We start from the raw sequence: 19,058 nt of genomic DNA, 5'->3' as shown, positions 1-19,058 counted from the left end.
GCAGCGCGAACTGTCAAGAGGGATCGCCCGTGATCCTCAACCTGCCTGACTGCGAAGCCGCGGCGCGGAGGCGCCTGCCGCGCTGCCTGTTCGAGTTCATCGAAGGCGGTTCGGAGGACGGCGTGTCGGTGCGTGCCAACCGCGCTGCCTTCGAGGCGCGGCGGCTGGTGCCTCGCGTGCTGCGCGACACGGCGTCGCGGGACCAGCTCTGCGCCACGCTGGGCGGCGGTTGGTCCGCGCCTTTCGGCATTGCGCCCATGGGCGCGGCGGGACTCGCCTGCTTTCGTGCGGACCTGGCGCTGGCGCGCGCAGCACTTGCGGCCGGCATTCCCTTCATCCTCAGCGGCGCTTCGCTGGTGAGCCTGGAGCGCGTGCTGGAAGCGAACCCGCAAGCCTGGTTCCAGATGTACCCGTCCTCGCACGAGCCGGAGAACCAGGCGCTGCTGGCGCGCCTGCGAGCCGCGGGCTACGGCACGCTGGTCGTCACGGCAGACGTGCCGGTGGGCGGCAACCGCGAGCGCGACGTGCGCAACGGCTACGGCTCGCCGCTGCGGCCCAGCTTCAAGCTGGCACGCGATGCCGCGCTGCGTCCGCGCTGGCTGCTGCGCACCTTCCTGCGCACGCTGGGCGCCGAGGGCATGCCGCATTTCGAAAACTTCGCCGCCGGCCGCGCGCCGATGTTCTCTCGCACGGCGGTGCGGCAGCATCGGCGCGACAGCTTGTCGTGGGATTGGCTGGCTTCGGTGCGTGCGCAGTGGACCGGCCGTCTCGTCTTGAAAGGCGTACTGGCCGCGGAGGATGCAGAGGCGGCTTCACGCCTGGGCCTCGATGGCGTGATCGTGTCCAACCATGGCGGGCGGCAGCTCGATGGGGCGGCTGCGCCGCTGGATCAACTGGCGGCGGTGAAGGCCGCGAGTGGCGGGATGGCTGTCATGTTGGACAGCGGCGTGCGGCGAGGCACCGACGTCTTGAAGGCTCTCGCGCTCGGCGCCGAACATGTGTTTGTCGGGCGGCCGTTTCTGTATGCGGCCGCAGTGGGCGGTGAGGAAGGAGTCGGACAGGCGATCCAGCTGCTGCGAGCGGAGATCGATCGCGACATGGCGCTCCTCGGCTGCGTGCGCCTTACGGAAGTCGCCGACCGGCTGGCCGCCTGATCCGGTTCACCGCTCGCTGCGCCGCTCCCGCTCCACCTTCTCGCTGGCCATGGCCCGCTCGGGGCTCACATCGAACCCGCGGCGCGTCGGCATCGGAACCGGCTCGCGCACGACAGCGCGCCTGGTCTCGGCCACCTCCAGCAACTCCGCGAACAGCGCGCGATAGTGCACGATGGCCTGCCTCAGCGCCTCGGTGTCCGCCTGCCCTTCGCGGTCGCGCAGGGCGATCGCATGCGCCGCGCGGTATTGCTCCACCACGTGCGGATGGTCCACCGAGATGTCGGCGGCGCGGCTTTCAAAATCGCCCATGGGGTAGCCGCGCAGGGTCATCAGGTCGCGCACCAGCAGGTCGGCTTCGGCCAGGGCGGCCTGCGGGTTGTCGACGAAGCGGCTCTGCAGGCGCTCCCAGTCGATGCGGAAGCGCTCGGCTTCCTGCGGCGACAAGGGCACGATCTGCAGCTTGTCCACGCGCTTCTTGCGCGCCAGCAGTTCCGCCTCGGCCTTGCCGCGGCTGCCCATGGCACCGACGGTGCGCTCGTACTCGGGCCCGAACTGCCCGTGCAGGTTTTCGGAACGCCGCTTGCGCGTGAGTAGCAGGCCCGCGATGACAAGCAGCAGGACGACGACGGCGATGACCGCCAGGATGTTGGTATCCATTCTTCAGCTCCCCAGGTTCAAGGCCGTGCCAGCACGGCTGTGAGTGAACCCAAGGTAGCGTGAGCGAGCCGGCCCGCCTGTCAGCCGGCAACGGATTTCGCCGCTGCCCTACTCCGGCTTGATGCCTGCCACCTGCACCAGCTCGGCGAAGCGCTTGTACTCTTCCTGGTAGAAGGCCATCAGTTCTTCCGGCGAGCTGCCGATCAGGTCGTAGCCCAGCGCTTCCAGCTTCGCGCTGGCGTCCGGCTGCCGGATCGCTTCGCGCATGGTCGTCGACAGCTTCGCCACCACGGGCTTCGGCGTGCGGGCCGGCGCATACGCGGCGATCCAGCCGGCCATGCCGAAGCCCTTGAAGCCCTGCTCGCCGAAGGTCGGCAGGTCCGGCAGGATCTTCGTGCGCTGCGGGCCCGAGATGGCCAGCAGCTTCAGCTTGCCGGTGGTGCCGTGCACCTTTGCCGTACCCTGCGAAAAGAAGGACAGGTCGAGGCTGCCGCCGATGACGTCGTTCATCGCGCCGAGCTCGCCGGTCTTGTACGGCACGTGCACGAGCTGGATGCCGGCCTGCTTGGCCAGTGCTTCGCCATAAAGGTGGGCGCTGGTGCCCAGGCCGAAGCTGCCGTAGCTGAGCGGCCTGCCGCTCTTCCTGGCGTACTCCACCAGCTCCTTCAGGTTGCCGAAGGGCGCGTCGGCGCGCGCGTACAGCGCGATGTTGCCAGCGGCCAGCAGCGACAGCGGCTCGAAGTCCTTCACCGGGTCGAAGGGCAGCTTCAGCTTGGTCAGCGCGTTGGTCAGCTGGCCGGTGGAAGACGTGATCAGCACCGTGTAGCCGTCGGGTGCGGCCTTGGCCACGTAGTCGGTGGCGATGATGCCGGAGGCGCCCGGCTTGTTGTCGGTGACGACGGCCTGGCCCCACATGCGCGCGGCCTGGTCGCCCATGATGCGGCCGAACAGGTCGAGGTTGCCGCCCGGGTTGGACCAGTTGACGAACTTCACCGGCCGCACCGGGAAGCCTTCGTCGGCAAACGCGCGCAGCGGCAGCAGCGAGGCGGCAAGCGCGGCGCTGAAGGCGCGGCGCGTGGTGGATGGCAAATGGCTCACGGTTGTCTCCTTGGTTCTCTTCAGGCCGGCCGCTCGCCCTGGATCGTGGTGCGAACGAGGTAGCGGCGCTTGCCCTGGTAGTCGAAGATGGCGCGGTGCTGCGTGAAGCGGTTGTCCCACAGCAGCATCATGTTGGGATGCCACTCGACGCGGCAGCCGAACTCCGGCTTGTCGTACAGCGAATACAGGTACTGGAGCAGCGGCGCGCTCTCCTCCGCCGTCCAGCCTTCGAAGCGCTGGGTGTACACGCGGTTCACGAACAAGCCCTTGCGGCCGGTGCGCGGGTGCGTGCGCACCACCGGGTGCACCGACTCGCGCTCGCCCTCGTCCACGCTGGTGTTCGCGCGCATGGTCAGCTGCACCTCGCGCTCCTGCGCCGCCTTGCCGAACACGCGGGTGGCGCTGTGCACGGCGCGCATGCCGGCCAGCTGCTGCTGCAGCGCCGGCGACAGCGACTCGTAGGCCACGCACACGTTGACGAAGGACGTGTCGCCGCCGTAGTCCGGCAGTTCCACCGCGCGCATCGCCACGCCCAGCGGCGGGGCCGCCAGGAAGGTGCTGTCCGAATGCCAGTTCTGGCCGACGATCTGGCCCTTCACGTGCGTGGTCTCAGCCAGCACCTTCTGCAGCTTCGGGTAGCCCTCTACCAGCGGGATGTGTGGCAGGTCCTGGTGCGCACCGAATATCTCGCTGAAGGCCATGTGTTCCTGGGGCGACAGCGCCTCCTGCCTCGGGAAGGTGAGCAGCAGGTACTCGTCGAAGGCGGCCTGCACCACCTCGCGCCGTTCGGGCGACAGCGGCTGGCGCAGGTCGACGCCTTCCACGCGCGCGCCGAGCGCGCCGGTCATGGGGCGGATGCGGATGCCGGTGCGCGCCTGCGCGTCGGCGATGGAAAGCGGTTGGCGGGCGGTCATTCCTGGTGGCTCCGGGAGGGTTTGGATTCGTGGTCGCGGACCTGCGCCTGCAGCTGGTGCACGCAGCGCCACAGCGCTTCGCGGTCGGCCGGCGCCAGCGTGCGCAGCAGCTGCGCCTGCGCCTTGGCCGCGCGGGGCAGCACCTGGGCGTGGGCGCGCTTGCCCGCGGGCGTCACCGACAGCACGATGCGCTGCGCATGTTCCGCATCGCCTTCGGCCTGCAGCAGGCCGCGCTCGCGCAGGTTCTTGACGGTGCGGCTCACCTGCGCCTTGTCCAGCGACGAGCGCTGCGCCACCTCGGCGAACTGCACCGGGCCGCAGCTGCGCACCAGCGCCAGCACACGCCAGTCCGACACAGTCAGGCCTTGCGCGTCCAGGTACTCGCGGGCGGACACGCGCTGCAAGGCATGCGCGAGCCGCACCACCTGGAAGCTGAGGAACTGCTCCAGGTGCAGCTCTTCGTCCTGCTGCTCCAGCCGGCTCCAGGGACAGGGCGGGATTTCCGCCTTCATTGACGCAGGCCCAGGTTGGCCACGCCGCCGCTGGCGCGGTCGGCGTAGAGCGACTTGACGTCGTAGGCGGCCTGGCTGCCGGTCACGGGGATGCCGCACTCGCCGCCGTTGAAGTAGTTCAGCACGGGCGGCACGTCGCGGAAACCGGGGTGCCCCTGCAACCACAGCCGGAAGATGCGGCGTGGCGCCTGGCCCTCCGGATGGTCGGTGAACTGGGTGCGCGCGTGCATCACCGTCATGTTGTTCACCAGCACGATGTCGCCGGGGCCCATGCGGAAATGGATGCGCAGCTCGGGCGAGGAAGCCAGGCGGTCGAACAGGTCCAGCGCCTCGACCTGGGCGTCGGTCAGCGGCTGGCCGATTTCCTTGTGGCCGGCAGCGATGGGGCTGCGGACGTAGCGGCAGGAGATGCCTCCGCTTTCGTTGCGCGCGAAGACCGGCACCCGTTGCTCGCACACCGCCGCGTCGCCCTTGCGGCCTTCGTTGAAGCGATGCCAGTGGAAGCCTTCGTACAGCAGCGCCAGCAGGTCCGGGCGCTGCTTCGCCAGCGCGTCATGCACCGACACCGAACTGGCCAGCACCGAATCGCCGCCTTCGGCCGCGGGGTTGACGCAGGCGAGGCCGATCAGGTCCGAGGCCGGGTCGGTGTGCAGCCGCAGTTCCTGGCTGGTGCTGAACTGGCGCGGGCTCGCCTGCTGGCGCGAAGTGTCCATCACGTCGACGAGGCGCGCGCCCTGCGCGGTCTGCGTCACCGGGACGCCGGTGGCGTGCGCGATGGCCCAGGTGGCCATGCGCGCCTGGTCGACGCTCCAGCGCTCGAAAGGCAGGCCGCGCAGCAGCACGAAGCCCAATCCCGATTGCAGCTCGCGGCGGATCGCGTCGAGCGCGCGTTGCAGCACGGGAGCAAGTACGGGCGCCGGGCCCGGGTCGGCAGCCTGGTGCGCCGACGCGGCTGGCGAGTTGGCGATGGCTTCGAAAGCGGCCAGTTCCTCGTCGGACCACCAGCGGGTGTAGCGGGCCGGGTCCTGCAGGTCGGCGGCCCGCCAGCGGAAGGAAGCATCGGCCGCACTGCTGGCCTGCACGTTCGTCATGGTCTTTGTCTTCGTACCGTTGATCGATCAATGGTCAGTGTACGAAGCGCCGGCCGCGGCCCGCATCAGGGAAACACCTCAGGCGCGGCAACAGCGGCCAGGATGGCCAGGAACCCTCAGCGCCCCAGCAGCGACGCCAGCTCCGGCACCAGCGCCTCCGGCGCCTGCTCCAGCGCGCCGGCCAGGGTAGACAGCACGGCCGCCGCCACGTCCTTCGCCGCCCCCGCATCCGCGGCCATCGCGTTGTAGTAGTCCATGTCCTTGCGCGCATTGGCCAGCGAGAAGCGCAGCCCCGACGTGTCGCCCGCCAGCAGGTAAGGCTTGATGCGCTCCAGCGCGATGCCGCCGCCGCCGCCCTTGGCCAGCACTTCGACGAAGGCCGGCGGCGTGACGCCGTTGCGGCCGGCGCAGGCAGCCGCTTCGGCCAGCAAGGTCACCATGCCCAGGGACACGTAGTTGTGCAGCAGCTTCATGCTGTGGCCGGCGCCCACCGGGCCCACGTGCGTGATGTTCTCGGCGAAGCATTGCAGCAGCGGCCGGCACTCCTCCAGCAAAGCCGCGTCGCCGCCTACCAGCAGGTTCAGTCGCCCTTCGGCGGCTTCCTTGGGCGTGCGCGTCATCGGGCTGTCCAGGAAGCGGCCGCCGGCCGCCTGCACCAACTGCGCCACTTTCTGCGTCGACGAGGGAATGGCGGTGGAGCAGTCGATCACCACCGTGCCGGGCTTCATGCCCTCGACCAGGCCGGCCACCACGGCCTCGACCTGCGGCGAACCGGTCAGCACCGTGATGATCGCGTCGGACGCCGCGGCCAGCTCCTTCAGGCTGGAGTACGTCTTCGCGCCCGCGGCCTTCAGGTCTGCAATGGGCTGGTTGCCCGGATGCTCGAACACGCCCAGTTCGTAGTCGCGCTTGACGACGTTGCTGGCGATGCCGTGGCCCATCATGCCGATGCCGACCATGCCGATCTTCTTCATCACTCGTCTCCGTTCGATTGCGTATGGACTGATTGTGTCAGGCGAATTCGGCCTCGGCCTGCATCGCCAGCCAGCCTTCGTGATCCTGCGCCCACAGGCGCACGCTGCGGTCGTCCGCCGACGGTTCGCCGCAGACGTGGAACGCATGCAGGTCGAAGATCGGCCGCACGGCCTTGAAGCTGAACTTGCGCAGCGCCGCGCCAGGCCGCTCGCGCCGCACCAGGTCCACCAGCAAGGTAGCGATCAGCGGGCCGTGCACGATGAGGCCCGGGTAGCCTTCCACCTCGGTCACGTAGCTGCGGTCGTAGTGGATGCGGTGGCCGTTGAAGGTGAGCGCCGAATAGCGGAACAGCAGCACCGGGTCCGGCGCGATCTCGCGCGACCACGGCGCATCGCGCGGCGCGGCTTGCGGCGGCGGCACCGGGTCGCCGGGCTGCGGCGGCGCGCGGTAGACGATGTCGTGCTCCTCGCTCAGCGCGAGGCCGTTGGCGTTGTGCACTTCGTGCTGCACCAGTACAAAGACAAGGTCGCCGCTGCGGCCAGCCTTGTGGCTCACGGACGCGATGCGCGAGATGCGCTCCACGCGCTCGCCCACGCGCAACGGCGCGTGCCACTGCAGGCGGCCGCCCGCCCACATGCGGCGCGGCAGCGGCACCGGCGGCAGGAAGCCGCCCAGGCGCGCGTGGCCGTCAGGGCCCAACTCACTCTGTCCATGCCGCGGCAGGAAGTACAGCCAGTGCCACAGCGGCGGCAGCTCCGTGCCGGGCAGCGGCTCCGGGTCGGGCCGGTCCAGCGTGGCGGAGAGCAGGCGGACGGGAGTCGGCGTGATGTCGTCGGCCACCGTCTCGCTGCGGCCTTCCCAGCCGCGCAGCTGGGTCATGCGTTCGGAGACAAGGGAGCTCATGCCGCGATTATCTTGCCGGCCATGCGCGCCGGAAGCCGATCCAATCCGGAAAAAGGCGCTCAGCCGCCTGCCAGCTGGACGCCGGCCGCACCGTCGGCCACCACGAAGCGCTTCAAGGTGCGCACCGCCGACGCTGCTTCCTTCTCGTCATCGGCTGCGCGGAACTCCACGGCGCAGCGCTTGCCGTCCACGTCGGCGATGGCGTAGCCGCGCCGGTCGCCCCGCCCGTACTTCAGGTGCGGGTTGCGCGCCAGCATGTTGGCCACGCTGGCCGCACTGGGCCCTTCCGAGGTGATGGCGCCGCCGACGAACTCCGCGGCCAGCACCGGCGCATCGGGCTGGCGCCGCAGGTCGGCCGCCCAGAATGCATGGACGTCGCCGCTGGCGACGATGGCGTTGCGCGGGCGGCGCGTGGCCAGCGTCTCGAGCAGGCGGTCGCGCGCGGCGGCGTAGCCGTCCCAGCCGTCCATCCAGTAGCCGTGCCCGGGCGGCCTGGCGCGCTCCGCGCTCGCCAGCAGGGTGGGCTGGGCGATCACCGTCCACTGCGTGGCGGGCAACGCCAGCTCGCTCGCCAGCCAGGCCTCCTGCTGCGCGCCCAGGAAGGTGCGGCTCGGGTCCAGCCGATCGGGGCAATCCACCAGTGGCGCGGCCGTGGTCGCCGGCACGCAGGCGTGGTGCGACCGGTATTGGCGGCCATCGAGCATGACCAGGTCCACCATCCGGCCGAAGCGGTAGCGCGCGTAGATGCGCGCGTCAGGCCCTTGCGGGCGCGCGCTGGCCGGCACCGGCATGTGCTCGTACCAGGCCTGGTAGGCGGCGGCGCGCACCGCCAGGAAGCGGGCCGGGTCCGCCATGCGCGGCGACACGTCGCCGGTGTAGTCGTTGGCGACCTCGTGGTCGTCCCAGCTCACCAGCCACGGGCAGGCGGCGTGCGCGGCCTGCAGGTCGCGATCGGACTTGTACAGCGCATAGCGGTCGCGAAACTCCGCCAGCTCGGTGGGGATGCCGGCTTCGTGGTGGCGCACGAGGCGCGAGCCCCACGAGTTCTCGTAGATGTAGTCGCCCAGGTGCACCACCAGGTCCAGCGGCTGGGCCGCCATGTCGCGGTAAGCGGAGAAGTAGCCCTGCTCGTACTGCTGGCACGAGGCGAATGCAAAGCGGACCGGCGCGTCGCTGTCCAAGGCCGGCGCGGTGCGGGTGCGGCCCGTGGCGCTGCGCGCGCCGCCGGCGGTGAAGCGGTACCAGTAGTGGCGCCCGGGCTCCAGGCCGCGGAGTTCCACGCGCACCGAGTGCGCATCGGCCGCCGTGGCCTGCACCTTGCCGCGCGCGGCGATGCGCGTGAAGGCTTCGTCGCGCGCCAGTTCCCAGTGCACGTCCACCGCGGTTTCGCCCATGCCGCCGCCCTGCAGCGGCTCGGGCGCCAGCCGCGTCCACAGCACCACGCCCTCGGGGGTCGGGCAACCCGAAGCCACGCCCAGCGTGAACGGGTAGGGGCCGCGCCAGGCCTGGGCGCGCAGGCTCAGCGACGGACAGGCCAGCGACGCGGCCGCGACCGCGCCCCCCAGCAGGCGGCGGCGTCTCAGCGACGGCATGCTCTCAGCCACGCGCCGCCATGGCGAGATCCGGCCGGTCGGTGGTGATCTGCCGGATCGGCATCTGCATCCAGTGGCGGATCTCGTCGGGCTCGTTGATCACCCACACGCCCAGCCGCTGCCCGCCCAGCACCGCCATGCACTGGTTCCAGGTCGCCTCCAGCAAGGCCTTCTGCACGGCGACCAGGCAGTTCGGGATGGCGGCATAGCGCGCCAGCGCGGCCCCGATGCCGCCCAGCATCTCGGCCGAGCGGTGGTCCAGCGAGGCCAGCACGCGGCCCTGCGGCCACGCTTGCGTCACCTGCTCCAGCACCTGCGGCACGAAGCAGGTGAGGATGCTCCGGTCAGCCACGCCCGCGTCGTGCAGCTTCTTCACCAGCCGCTGGATCGCCGCCGGCGCCACCTCGCCCGCCGCATTGGTCTTGATCTCGACGTGCAGTTCCATCTGCGTGGGCTTGAACAGGGCCAGCACCTCGTCCAGCGAGGGCACGCATTCGCCCGCCGGTCCGCCCTGCTCGCCCTGCCCGGGCCGCAGCGGCGTGGCCAGCACCAGGCTTGCGTCGAGATCGCGGATGGCGCCGGTGGACTGCGTCGTGCGATCGAGCGTGGGGTCGTGGATCACGACCGGCACCTGGTCCTTCGTCTCGTGGACGTCGAACTCCACGGCGTCGGCCCCCGTGGCCAGGAGGCGCCGGAAGCCCGACAGGCTGTTCTCGGGCCAGAGGTTACGGGCGCCGCGATGGCCGACGATGATCATCGGTGAAATCTCCTTCCTTCATTTGCTGCTGTCCACCAGGCCCTTCACGAAGGACCGCTGCAGGACGGCGACCACCACCACCGGCGGCAGCATCGTCAGCAAGGCGGCCGCCATGGCCACGTTCCACGCCGGCTGCGAGTCCGCCCGCGGGATCAGCTGCTTCAGGCCCACCACCGCGGTCGCCATGTCCTTGTCGGTGGTGAAGAGCAGCGGCCACAGGTACTGGTTCCAGCCGTAGAGGAACAGGATGATGGCCAGCGCCACCATGTTGGACCGCGACAGCGGCAGCAGCACGGTCCAGAAGAAGTGCATGGGCGAAGCGCCATCCAGGCGCGCGGCTTCGCAAAGCTCCTCGGGCACCGTCAGGAAGAACTGGCGGAACAGGAAGGTCGCCGAGGCCGAAGCCATCAGCGGCAGGATCAAGCCCTGGTAGGTGTTGACCATGTTCCATTCGAGCTGGATCTCGACCTCGTGGCCCGTGAGCCATTGCCAGGCGCCCGCCAGGTGCAGGGCATCGGCCAACCACTGCAGCGGCAGCGCCGCGTTGGCCACGGCCTCGTAGGTCGGCGAGATGCGCACTTCGATCGGCAGCATCAGCGACACGAAGATCAGCCAGAACGCCGTCATCCGGAACGGGAAGCGGAAATAGGTGATGGCAAACGCGGACAGCAGCGACACGGCGATCTTGCCGGCAGTGATGCCGCAGGACACCACGAAGGAGTTGACGAACAGCTGCCGGAAATGGCCCTTGGTCCAGGCCGTGTCCAGGTTGGCCAGGAACTCGCCGCCCGGCGTCCACGGCAGCGGCACCTGCTGCACCTGCTCGATGGTCAGCGAGCCGGCGACGAAGGCCAGGTACAGCGGCACGCAGACCATGGCCACGCCGGCCAGCAGGATGGCGTGGCAGATGCCGTCGAGGATGGGCGTGCGTTCGACCATGCGGGTTCAGACGTCGTAGTTGACGTTGCGCTCGACGTAGCGGAACTGCAGCAGCGTCATGAGCAGCGCGAACGCCATCAGGATCACCGACTGCGCGGCCGACGAGCCCAGGTCGAGGTTGACGAAGCCGTCGGTGAACACCTTGTAGACCAGCACGTTGGTCGCGCCGGCCGGGCCGCCTTTGGTGACGGCGTCGATGATGGCGAACACCTCGAAGAAGCCGTAGACGAAATTCATCACGGCCAGGAAGAACAGCGTGGGCCCCAGCAGCGGCAGCCCGATGGTGAAGAAGCGCCGCAAGGGCTTGGCGCCATCGACGGCCGCGGCCTCCAGCAGCGACGACGGAATCGCCAGCAGCCCCGCGAGCAGGAAGATGTAGTTGTAGCAGATGTGCTTCCACGAGGCGGCCAGCACCACCAGCACCATCGCGTCGGTGCCGCTGCGGTTCGGGTCCCACGCGATGCCTGCGCGATGGAGCAACTGGGCCAGCGGCCCCACGGCCGGATTGAACAGGAAGGCCCACAGGATGCCGGCGATCACCGGCGCGATGGCATAGGGCAGCAGGATGATGGCCTTGTACAGCCCCTTGCCGCGGATGATGCGGTCCGACGCGAAGGCCAGCACCAGCGCCGACGCCAGGGTCAGCGCGTTCTGCGCCAGCGTGAAGACCACCGTGACCTGGATCGAGTTGCGATAGCTCTCGCTGGCCAGCAGCTCGGTGAAGTTCTGCAGGCCGGCGAACTGCACTGTGTTCCCGAAGGGGTCGGACAGCAGGAAGGCCTGCGTCAGCGCCCGCAGCGAGGGGATGAAGAAGAACAGCAGCAGGATGCCCAGCTGCGGCACCAGCAGCAGTACCGGCAGGCGCACCTCCTTGAAGTGCGCCCGCTTCAGGCCCTCGTCGCTTGCTCTCCCCATCGCCAGCCGTCCTAGTACTTGCCCTTGTTCAACTTCTCGTACTGCCGCAGGACGTCGTTGCCGCGCGCGACCGCGGCGTCCATGGCGGCCTGCGGCGTCTTCTTGCCCGCCACCATGGCGTCGAACTCCTCGCGCTGCGCGAACATGGTCTGCGTGAAGTTGCCGAAGTGGAAGCCCAGCGAATTGTCGGTGGGCGTGCCGCGGCCCAGCTGCAAGATGGCGATCTCGCGCGTCGGGTGGTCCTTGTAGTAGCCCTCGATCTTGGCCATCTGGTAGGCCTTGTCGGTCAGCGGCACGTAGCCGGTCACCTTGTGCCACCACACCTGCGTCTCCGGCTTGGCCAAGTAGGCCAGGAAGGCGGCTGCGCCGTCGTATTCGGCCGGCTTGCCGCCCTTCAGCACCCACAGCGCCGCGCCGCCGATGGTGCTGTTCTTCGGCGTCTTGCCCTGCTCCCAGGGCAGGTAGGTGGCGCTCCAGTCGATCCTGGCGTTGCGCTCGATGCCGCTGTGGGCGGCGGTGGAGGCGAAGTAGGTGGAGCACTTGCCGGAAGTAAACAGCTGCTCGGGGCTCAAGCCCTGGCCGGCGATCTCCATCACGCCGTCGTCGATCCACTTCTTGACGCGCGCCACCTGCTGCACCACCAGCGTCTTGTTGTAGACGAACTCGGTGTCCAGCCCCTTGTAGCCGTTGGCCTTGGTGGCGTAAGGCAGGTCGTTGATGGCGCTGTAGTTCTCGATCAGGCTCCAGTGGTAGTCACCGGCCAGCACCGAGCCGCAGGCGGAGATGCCCTTCTGCTTGATGGTGTACAGCTGCTTTTCCAGCTCCTGCCAGGTCTCGCCGGGCTTGGCGAAGCCCGCCTTCTCGAAGTGCGTCTTGTTGTACCAGAGGATGGGCGACGACGAGTTGAAGGGCATCGCCATCAGCTTGCCCTTGTAGCTGTAGAAGCCGGCCACTGGCCGCACGAAGTCGTTCCAGTCGACCTGGTAGTTGCGCTGCGTCAGCAGGTCCTGCACCGGCAGCGTGGCGTCCGACAGCAGCATCGTCATGAAGCCGCGCTCGTAGATCTGCACCAGCTGCGGCGCGCGCTTGGCGCGGTAGGCCGCGATGGTGCCGTTGATCAACTCGTCGTAGTTGCCCTTGTAGGTGGCGACCACCACGTACTTCTGCTGCGAGGCGTTGAACTTCTTCGTCAGTTCGTCCACCCGCTCGCCGAGCACGCCGCTCATGGCATGCCACCACTGCACCTGCACCGGTTCGGCCGCGGCGGCGGGCAGCGCGTTCAGGGCCAACAGGGCGGCGGCGCCCAGCGCCAAAGTACGTCTGGCCAGCTTCATGACGATGTCTCCTTGGTTCATGGATGCGCCTCGAGCGCGGTGTGCGGCAGCGTGTCGGCCTGCCGGCCCCAGAAGCCCCGGGGCGCAAAGAGGTCGGCCACGGCGTCGTCCAGCCAGCCGAGGTCTTCCAGCAGATCCAGCAGCGTGTAGCGGCGGCGGATCAGGCGCGCGCGGCGGTAGTCGGCCGCCAGCGTGGAATGCGAAATGCCCAGGTCGGCGGGGTGCGCCGGGGCGCCGGCGGCGCGCAGCCGCTGCTGCATCGCCACAGCGTCCACCAGCCGCGCGGCCAGCGTGGCGCGCAGTTGCGGCCACACGCGCACGAAGCGCTGCACGCGCTCGCGGCGGCTGCCGATGGCGCGCTTGGCCTTCATTTCCTGCAGCGCCGCGGCGGCGACTTCGCCGCTGCCCAGCGTGGCCTCGACTTCGCGCGCGATCGCGTCGCCGTCCTGGGCATCGCGGGCGCTGGCTTGCGCGATGACGGCGGCGGGCTGCGCCAGCAGCCATTCGTACAAGGCGAGCATGGCCACGCAGCCCACGCCGACGCAGGCGCCGTGCGCCGCCGGCTGGCCGCCTACCTGCAGGCTCTCCATCTCCCACAAATGGGAGAACTGGTGGTCGCTGCCGCTGGCCGGGCGCGAGTTGCCGTGGGCCTGCATCGCGAAGCCGCTCACCAGCAGGCCCGAGAGCAATGCGCCCAGGGCTTGCGGCTCGCGCGCGGCCAGGCGCCCGGGTTGCGCCAGCCATTCGCCCAGGTGGTCCTGCACCAGGCCGAAGGGCGCCGGGTTGATCGCTTCCACCTCCAGCGCGTCGGCCAGCAGCCAGTCGGCGCCGGCCACGGCCTTGCCGGCCAGGTCGCCATAGCCCCAGCCCGCCATGGCGGGCGGCGCGGCGGCCAGCACGTCCGGGTCCGCCAGCACGGCCACCGGCGGCGGGCAGGCCAAGGTGCGCTTGAAGCCGTCCTGCAGCAGCGCCGCGCCCGATGCCGCATAGCCGTCCATGGAGGCCGCGGTGGCGACGCAGATGTAAGGCTTGCCGGCCAGGGCCGCGGCGTGCTTGGCCAGGTCGTTGACGACGCCGGAACCCACGGCAATGGGTAGCGCGTCGCTCTCCTGCAGCCGCTGCGCGATGCCTTGCGCCGTGGCCAGGTCTGGCTTGGCGCGCGGCCGGACGGGCAGCACGAGCGGTTCGGCGGTGAGCACCCCCTGCGCGCGCAGTTGTTCGTGGGCGGCTGCGCCGGCCGCGCCCCAGGTGTTGTCGTCGGCCACCACCAGCCAGCGTGCCCCCGCAACCCGGCGCATGGCCACGAGCGGCAATGCGGCCGCGGCCCCGCGGTCGACGAGCACTTCGCGCGTGACCGCCGCATCGCGCACCGCCGCCTGCAAGATGGAATCGGAACCTGCCATGTCTTGTTGCTTGCCCGCCCGCTTGCCGGGCCTCGTTTGAACAACTGTATCATGGTAAAAACTTTTGCATCGTGCAGTAGCATCAGGGCATTCACGGAGGCGCGGATGGACGAAGAGCAGGTGCTGGTGCGCGCGGCCTGGCTTTACTACATGGAAGGCCTGACGCAGGACCGCATCGCGGAGCAGCTGGGCCTGACCCGCCTGAAGGTGAACCGCCTGCTGGGCGAGGCCCGCTCCAGCGGCCTGGTGGGCATCACCATCAATTCGCGCCTGGCCAGTTGCGTGGAGCTGGAAGCCGAGCTCAAACGCGTGTGCGGCCTGCAGCACGCCGCCATCGTGCCGACGCCCGAGGACCCGGCGCAGATCCCGGTGCTGCTGGGGCGCGCCGCCGGAGAGTTCCTCTCGAGACACCTCGCGACGCAGCGCGTGCGCGGCATCGGCGTGGGCTGGGGCGCGACGCTGCGCGAGACCATCCGCTTCGTCAAGCCGGGCCACTGGCCCGACGTCCACGTCAACTCGATGATGGGCGGGCTCACGCGCGGGCTGGAGATCAACACCTTCGAGACGGCCAGCGCGCTGGCGACGCGCCTGGGCGCGCGCTGCAGCTACCTGGCGGCGCCACTGTATGCGGGCAGCCAGAAGTCACGCGACACGCTGGTGGCGCAGGACGTGTTCCAGGAGTCGTTTGCCGAAATGGCCAGCAACGACGTCGCGCTCCTGAGCGTGGGCGACATCAGCGAGCAGTCCCTGCTGGTGCGCTACGGCCTGCCCAGGGACGTGACGATCGCCAGCCTGAAGCGCGCGCGCGCCGTGGGCGACATCGTCGGCCGCTTCCTCGATGCTGCGGGCGGCCCGGTCGACCACCCGGTCAACCAGCGCGCCATCACGGCGTCGCTGGAAGCGCTGGCCAGGATCCCCACCGTCATCGTCGCTTCCGGCGGCCAGCACAAGGCGGCGATCATCGCGGCGGTGCTGCATGCCCGCCTGCCCAAGGTGCTGGTGTGCGACGAGAAGACGGCGGCGCAGGCACTGCGCCTCTACCAGGGCCTGGGGCCAGCGGGGAAAACCGCACCAGCGCGCTAGCGACAGCGTCGCCGCAGGCGTGCACTCAGGCGACGCATCGGCCGGTTGCCCTGGGAAAGGGCGCAGTTTTCTGACGCTATTGCGCGCTTCCGGGCTCGATTGCGGCTCGCCGATGTCATCATGCGCAGATGAGCCTGGATGAGCGATACCTGAGCCTTCACGATTTCGAGGACGCGGCGCGCAGCCGCCTGCCGCGCGGCCTGTACGGCTTCGTGCGTGGCGGTTCGGCCGACGGCTGGTCGGCCGACAACAACCGCGCGGCCTACGACCGTTGGGCCTTCTTGCCGCGCACGCTGAACGCCGGCCCGCAGCGGCGGCAGAACATCACCTTGTTCGGGCAGGCCTTCGCCTCGCCCTTCGGCATCGCGCCGCTGGGCGTGAGCGCCCTCTTCCGCTTCGATGCCGACGTGGCGATGGCCAGCGCAGCTGCCGCGGCCCGCGTGCCGTATGTCCTGAGCGGCGCTTCGCTGACGCCGGTGGAACGCGTGCTGGAAGCCTATCCGCAAGCCTGGTTCCAGGCCTATGTGGATGGCGATCGCGCCCGCACTGGCCGCCTGCTGGCGCGCCTGCGCGCCGCCAAGTGCCCGGTGCTGGTGCTGTGCGTGGACACCCCGGTGCCGCCCAGCCGCGAGCTGAGCCTGCGCCACGGCTTCTCGATTCCGGTGCGCCCCAGCGCGCGCCTGGTGGCGGACACCTTGCTGCATCCGGGCTGGTTGCTGGGCACGGCGGCGCGCCAGTTCTTCGCGCGCGGCATCCCGTGGATGGAGAACCTGGACGCGCAGCGCTCGCATCGCGTCACCTCCGCGCCGACGGCGCCGCCCGGCGCGCCGCTGTCCTGGGACGACTTCCGCTGGATCCGGCGCGAGTGGCAGGGGCCGCTGGTGGTCAAGGGCGTGGTGAATGCGGAAGACGCCAAGCGCTATCGCACGCTGGGCGCCGACGGGCTGGTGGTGTCCAACCATGGCGGGCGGCAACTGGATGGAACGGTTGCCACGCTGGATGCGTTGCCCGCCATTGCCGATGCGGTCCGCGGGCTGCCCCTGATGATGGATGGCGGCATCCGGCGCGGCACCGACGTGATGAAGGCGCTGGCGCTGGGCGCGCAATCCACCTTCGTGGGGCGGCCGATGCTGTTCGCAGCCGCGGCAGCGGGTCAGGCCGGCGTGGCCAAGGCCATTGCGCTGTTGCAGGCGGAGGTGGACCGGAGCCAGGCCTTGCTCGGTGTGCCGGTCGTCACGGACATGGGGCCGGAGTTGCTGGTGGACGCTTCGTCCGCGCGCTCACTCCGGCCTGCTAGGGCCCTCGAACCAGCGACCGAGGATGTCGTCGGCTGATGCCGTCACGCGCCCGCGCGCCTCACCTGGCGTGCGGCTGAAGCGCGGCGCCGCGGCCGGCTGCAACACGCCATCGAGCTGCACGAAAGTGTCGCGCGCCACGTTGTGCGGATGGCGCGGCGCCTCGTCCCAGTCCAGCACCGGGGCGAAGCAGGCGTCGGTGCCTTCCAGCAGCGCGCACCACTCGTCGCGCGTCTTCGTCCGGAACAGCGCGGCGAGCTTCTCGCGGAATTCGGGCCAGCGCTTCGCGTCGTTCTGCAGCTGCGCCAGCTCGGGATCGGCGATGCCGCACTTTTCCAGCAGCAGCGCATAAAACTGCGGCTCGATCGCGCCGATGGCGACGCTCTTGCCGTCCGCGCATTCGTAGCAGCGGTAGAAGTGCGCGCCGCCATCCAGCATGTTCTGCTCGCGGCCCAGGCCCCAGCGGCCGTTGCCACGAAAGCCGTACAGCATGGCCGACAGCAGCGCGGCGCCATCGGTCATGGCGGCGTCCACCACCTGGCCCTTGCCGGAGCCGCGCGCTTCGATCACCGCGGCCAGCACGCCGAAGGCGAGCATCATGGCGCCGCCGCCGAAGTCGCCCACCAGGTTCAGCGGCGGCACCGGCGGCTCGCCGGCCCGGCCGATGGCATGCAGCGCGCCGGTGAGCGCGATGTAGTTGATGTCGTGGCCGGCGGCCTGGGCCAGCGGCCCGTGCTGGCCCCAGCCGGTCATGCGGCCGTAGACCAGTTGCGGACGGCGCGCGAGGCACACATCTGGACCGAGGCCCAGGCGTTCCATCACGCCGGGGCGGAAGCCTTCGATCAGCGCGTCGGCGCTTTCGATCATGCGCAAGACCGTGCCCACCGCCTCGGGCTGGCGCAGGTCCAGGGCCAGCGTCGGCCGGCCGCGTGCGGTCACGCCCTCGGGGGCGACCGACGCGTCGTTGGGCCGGGCGATGCGCACCACCTGCGCGCCCATGTCGGCAAGCAGCATGGCGCAGAACGGAGCCGGCCCCAGGCCGGCCATCTCGATCACCTTCAGTCCTTGCAGCGGTCCGGGCATGGCTTGTCCTCCTCGCTCGATCTTAGTGCCCGACCCGCAGCCAGGGCACCAGGCCCGGCAGGTACGTGAGCAGGTGCAGCCCCAGTCCGATCGAGCCGCCCACCAGCGTGCCGTTGATGCGGATCGCTTGCAGGTCCTTGCCGATGTTCAGTTCGATCTGCTGCGCCATGTCGCGCGCGTCCCAGTTGCGGATGGTGTCGCGGATGTGCACGGTCAGGAACTCGGCGAAGTCCGGCGCCATGCCGCGCGCCGCCTGTTCCATGTGCCCGGTCAGCGCTTCGCGCAGCCCCGAGTCTTCCACCAGCTGCCGTCCCAGCCACGCGCCGGAGGCCGCCACGCTGCGCTGGAAGGCGGAGTCCTCGTGCTGCAGGTCCTCCGTCAGCCAGCGGCGGAAAGCGCCCCACAGGCCGGCGATGTACTTGCCGAAAGCGGCATCGTCCAGGATGAAGTGCTTCACCTGCTCCGCCCGCGCCTTCAGCACCGGGTCCGACTTCAGGCGCTCGACGTACTCGCGCACCATCTGGTCGAACAGCAAGCGGTACTTGTGGATCGGGTCCTGCCGGATCGCATCGAGCCATTTGTTGACCGCGCCGGTGACGATGTCCGCCGCATTGCGGCCGATCCATTCGGTGGGCAAGGCCTTGCCCGTGCGCGGGTACTCCTCCTTCAGCCACTGCGCGATGTGCCGGGCGATCCACTGGCGCGACTCCGGCTTGTCCAGCAGCCGGGTCGCCCGCATGATCGCCTGCTCCAGCAACTCCTCGTGGCGGTTGTCGGATGTCAGCGTGTCCAGCACGCCGGCCAGCGCCTGCGACAGATCGACGTCGCGCAGCATCTCGCGCGCCGCGTCGCGCAGCAGCTGTTCGATGCGGGTGTCCTCCACCATGTGCAGCGCGCCGCCCGCCGCCCGTGCCAGGGTCCCGCCCAGCTTGCGCGTGTTCGCCTCGTCGCTGAGCCACGTGGCCAGGAAACCCGCCGGATCGTTCTTGCGGATCAGCTTGACCAGCGACTCCGGGTCCAGGAACTTCTCCTTGACGAAGACCGCCAGGTTGTCGGCGATGCGGTCCTTGCTGTTGGAGATGACGTTGGTGTGCGCCGTGATGTACGGGATGCCGGTCGGGATGCGGCGGAACAGCGCCGTCACCGCGAACCAGTCGGCCAGGCCGCCCACCATGGCCGCCTCGGTGATGGCGCGCAGGGCCAGCACCCAGGCGCGGGGCGGCAGGGCGAGCGTCACCAGGAACAATCCGGCCGCGGCCGCCAGCAACAGGAAGGCGCGCAGCTTGGCGCGCTTCAGTTCCTGGACCTTGTCTTCACGCAGATTCATGCGGGGCTCCTGACCGCGCATTTTGA

The 19,058-nt window shown here is 69.8% G+C and carries 18 protein-coding genes; 3 read left to right on the top strand and 15 right to left on the bottom strand.

The window, feature by feature from the left end; translation table 11 throughout:
• Nucleotides 1-29 precede the first annotated feature (29 nt).
• Nucleotides 30-1,154, top strand: a complete 1,125-nt coding sequence (locus HHL11_RS13765) for an alpha-hydroxy-acid oxidizing protein (protein WP_169418920.1) — start codon at nucleotides 30-32, stop codon at nucleotides 1,152-1,154.
• A 6-nt stretch (nucleotides 1,155-1,160) separates the two neighbouring features.
• On the opposite strand, the gene HHL11_RS13760 is transcribed toward HHL11_RS13765, so the two are convergent.
• The 13 genes from HHL11_RS13760 to HHL11_RS13700 form a co-directional block, all read right to left on the bottom strand.
• Nucleotides 1,161-1,811: a hypothetical protein gene (locus HHL11_RS13760; protein WP_205964275.1), complete on the bottom strand. Its 651-nt coding sequence runs from the start codon at nucleotides 1,809-1,811 to the stop codon at nucleotides 1,161-1,163.
• A gap of 108 nt (nucleotides 1,812-1,919) precedes the next feature.
• A complete protein-coding gene (locus HHL11_RS13755; protein ID WP_169418919.1) occupies nucleotides 1,920-2,909 on the bottom strand; it encodes a tripartite tricarboxylate transporter substrate-binding protein in 990 nt (329 codons plus the stop codon).
• Nucleotides 2,910-2,929: 20 nt separating this feature from the next.
• Nucleotides 2,930-3,823 carry a TauD/TfdA dioxygenase family protein gene (locus tag HHL11_RS13750; RefSeq protein ID WP_169418918.1) on the bottom strand — a complete coding sequence of 298 codons (894 nt, stop codon included), beginning with the start codon at nucleotides 3,821-3,823 and terminating at the stop codon, nucleotides 2,930-2,932.
• Nucleotides 3,820-4,335: a MarR family winged helix-turn-helix transcriptional regulator gene (locus HHL11_RS13745; protein WP_169418917.1), complete on the bottom strand. Its 516-nt coding sequence runs from the start codon at nucleotides 4,333-4,335 to the stop codon at nucleotides 3,820-3,822. The genes HHL11_RS13750 and HHL11_RS13745 overlap by 4 nt, the downstream gene beginning before the upstream one ends.
• The gene (locus HHL11_RS13740; protein ID WP_169418916.1) at nucleotides 4,332-5,426 is read right to left on the bottom strand and encodes a TauD/TfdA family dioxygenase; all 1,095 of its coding nucleotides are present in this window, start codon (nucleotides 5,424-5,426) and stop codon (nucleotides 4,332-4,334) included. The genes HHL11_RS13745 and HHL11_RS13740 overlap by 4 nt, the downstream gene beginning before the upstream one ends.
• Nucleotides 5,427-5,542: 116 nt before the next feature.
• Complete coding sequence (locus HHL11_RS13735) at nucleotides 5,543-6,400, bottom strand: NAD(P)-dependent oxidoreductase (RefSeq protein ID WP_169418915.1); 858 nt, start codon at nucleotides 6,398-6,400, stop codon at nucleotides 5,543-5,545.
• Between the two features lie 37 nt (nucleotides 6,401-6,437).
• Complete coding sequence (locus tag HHL11_RS13730) at nucleotides 6,438-7,304, bottom strand: HTD2 family dehydratase (RefSeq protein ID WP_169418914.1); 867 nt, start codon at nucleotides 7,302-7,304, stop codon at nucleotides 6,438-6,440.
• 59 nt (nucleotides 7,305-7,363) lie between these two features.
• A complete protein-coding gene (locus HHL11_RS13725) occupies nucleotides 7,364-8,896 on the bottom strand; it encodes an alkaline phosphatase D family protein (RefSeq protein WP_169418913.1) in 1,533 nt (510 codons plus the stop codon).
• Between the two features lie 4 nt (nucleotides 8,897-8,900).
• A complete protein-coding gene (locus HHL11_RS13720; protein WP_169418912.1) occupies nucleotides 8,901-9,653 on the bottom strand; it encodes a glycerophosphodiester phosphodiesterase family protein in 753 nt (250 codons plus the stop codon).
• Between the two features lie 18 nt (nucleotides 9,654-9,671).
• Nucleotides 9,672-10,592, bottom strand: a complete 921-nt coding sequence (locus tag HHL11_RS13715) for an ABC transporter permease subunit (RefSeq protein ID WP_169418911.1) — start codon at nucleotides 10,590-10,592, stop codon at nucleotides 9,672-9,674.
• A 6-nt stretch (nucleotides 10,593-10,598) separates the two neighbouring features.
• On the bottom strand, nucleotides 10,599-11,507 hold the full coding sequence (locus HHL11_RS13710; protein WP_169418910.1) for an ABC transporter permease subunit: 909 nt from the start codon (nucleotides 11,505-11,507) through the stop codon (nucleotides 10,599-10,601).
• Between the two features lie 11 nt (nucleotides 11,508-11,518).
• Nucleotides 11,519-12,862, bottom strand: coding sequence for an extracellular solute-binding protein (locus HHL11_RS13705; RefSeq protein ID WP_240980072.1), 1,344 nt, complete (start codon nucleotides 12,860-12,862; stop codon nucleotides 11,519-11,521).
• On the bottom strand, nucleotides 12,859-14,244 hold the full coding sequence (locus HHL11_RS13700; protein WP_169418909.1) for a sn-glycerol-1-phosphate dehydrogenase: 1,386 nt from the start codon (nucleotides 14,242-14,244) through the stop codon (nucleotides 12,859-12,861). The genes HHL11_RS13705 and HHL11_RS13700 overlap by 4 nt, the downstream gene beginning before the upstream one ends.
• Before the next feature lie 105 nt (nucleotides 14,245-14,349).
• Here HHL11_RS13700 and HHL11_RS13695 point away from each other — a divergent pair, with 105 nt between their 5' ends.
• Together HHL11_RS13695 and HHL11_RS13690 are read left to right on the top strand one after the other, a co-directional pair.
• Nucleotides 14,350-15,327: a sugar-binding transcriptional regulator gene (locus HHL11_RS13695; protein ID WP_169418908.1), complete on the top strand. Its 978-nt coding sequence runs from the start codon at nucleotides 14,350-14,352 to the stop codon at nucleotides 15,325-15,327.
• A gap of 128 nt (nucleotides 15,328-15,455) precedes the next feature.
• Nucleotides 15,456-16,661, top strand: a complete 1,206-nt coding sequence (locus HHL11_RS13690; protein WP_169418907.1) for an alpha-hydroxy acid oxidase — start codon at nucleotides 15,456-15,458, stop codon at nucleotides 16,659-16,661.
• Here HHL11_RS13690 and HHL11_RS13685 read toward each other — a convergent pair.
• Nucleotides 16,608-17,705: a CaiB/BaiF CoA transferase family protein gene (locus HHL11_RS13685; RefSeq protein ID WP_169418906.1), complete on the bottom strand. Its 1,098-nt coding sequence runs from the start codon at nucleotides 17,703-17,705 to the stop codon at nucleotides 16,608-16,610. The two genes, HHL11_RS13690 and HHL11_RS13685, sit on opposite strands and share 54 nt — an antisense overlap.
• A 22-nt stretch (nucleotides 17,706-17,727) precedes the next feature.
• Nucleotides 17,728-19,026: a DUF445 domain-containing protein gene (locus tag HHL11_RS13680; RefSeq protein ID WP_205964419.1), complete on the bottom strand. Its 1,299-nt coding sequence runs from the start codon at nucleotides 19,024-19,026 to the stop codon at nucleotides 17,728-17,730.
• Nucleotides 19,027-19,058: the final 32 nt, after the last annotated feature.

Origin of the sequence: Ramlibacter agri, assembly GCF_012927085.1 — a bacterium.
Lineage (GTDB): Bacteria > Pseudomonadota > Gammaproteobacteria > Burkholderiales > Burkholderiaceae_C > Ramlibacter > Ramlibacter agri.
Note: the sequence above shows the minus strand (reverse complement) of the source record. Positions and strands in the feature narration are given on the sequence as shown.

Bases quoted from the DNA above. Each gene is read 5' to 3' on its own strand.
- HHL11_RS13760 (WP_205964275.1), bottom strand. From the start codon at position 1,811: ATGGATACCAACATCCTGGCGGTCATCGCCGTCGTCGTCCTGCTGCTT.
- HHL11_RS13725 (WP_169418913.1), bottom strand. From the start codon at position 8,896: ATGCCGTCGCTGAGACGCCGCCGCCTGCTGGGGGGCGCGGTCGCGGCC.
- HHL11_RS13685 (WP_169418906.1), bottom strand. From the start codon at position 17,705: ATGCCCGGACCGCTGCAAGGACTGAAGGTGATCGAGATGGCCGGCCTG.
- HHL11_RS13745 (WP_169418917.1), bottom strand. From the start codon at position 4,335: ATGAAGGCGGAAATCCCGCCCTGTCCCTGGAGCCGGCTGGAGCAGCAG.
- HHL11_RS13700 (WP_169418909.1), bottom strand. From the start codon at position 14,244: ATGGCAGGTTCCGATTCCATCTTGCAGGCGGCGGTGCGCGATGCGGCG.
- HHL11_RS13705 (WP_240980072.1), bottom strand. From the start codon at position 12,862: ATGAACCAAGGAGACATCGTCATGAAGCTGGCCAGACGTACTTTGGCG.
- HHL11_RS13720 (WP_169418912.1), bottom strand. From the start codon at position 9,653: ATGATCATCGTCGGCCATCGCGGCGCCCGTAACCTCTGGCCCGAGAAC.
- HHL11_RS13730 (WP_169418914.1), bottom strand. From the start codon at position 7,304: ATGAGCTCCCTTGTCTCCGAACGCATGACCCAGCTGCGCGGCTGGGAA.
- HHL11_RS13710 (WP_169418910.1), bottom strand. From the start codon at position 11,507: ATGGGGAGAGCAAGCGACGAGGGCCTGAAGCGGGCGCACTTCAAGGAG.
- HHL11_RS13695 (WP_169418908.1), top strand. From the start codon at position 14,350: ATGGACGAAGAGCAGGTGCTGGTGCGCGCGGCCTGGCTTTACTACATG.
- HHL11_RS13740 (WP_169418916.1), bottom strand. From the start codon at position 5,426: ATGACGAACGTGCAGGCCAGCAGTGCGGCCGATGCTTCCTTCCGCTGG.
- HHL11_RS13690 (WP_169418907.1), top strand. From the start codon at position 15,456: ATGAGCCTGGATGAGCGATACCTGAGCCTTCACGATTTCGAGGACGCG.
- HHL11_RS13715 (WP_169418911.1), bottom strand. From the start codon at position 10,592: ATGGTCGAACGCACGCCCATCCTCGACGGCATCTGCCACGCCATCCTG.
- HHL11_RS13750 (WP_169418918.1), bottom strand. From the start codon at position 3,823: ATGACCGCCCGCCAACCGCTTTCCATCGCCGACGCGCAGGCGCGCACC.
- HHL11_RS13735 (WP_169418915.1), bottom strand. From the start codon at position 6,400: ATGAAGAAGATCGGCATGGTCGGCATCGGCATGATGGGCCACGGCATC.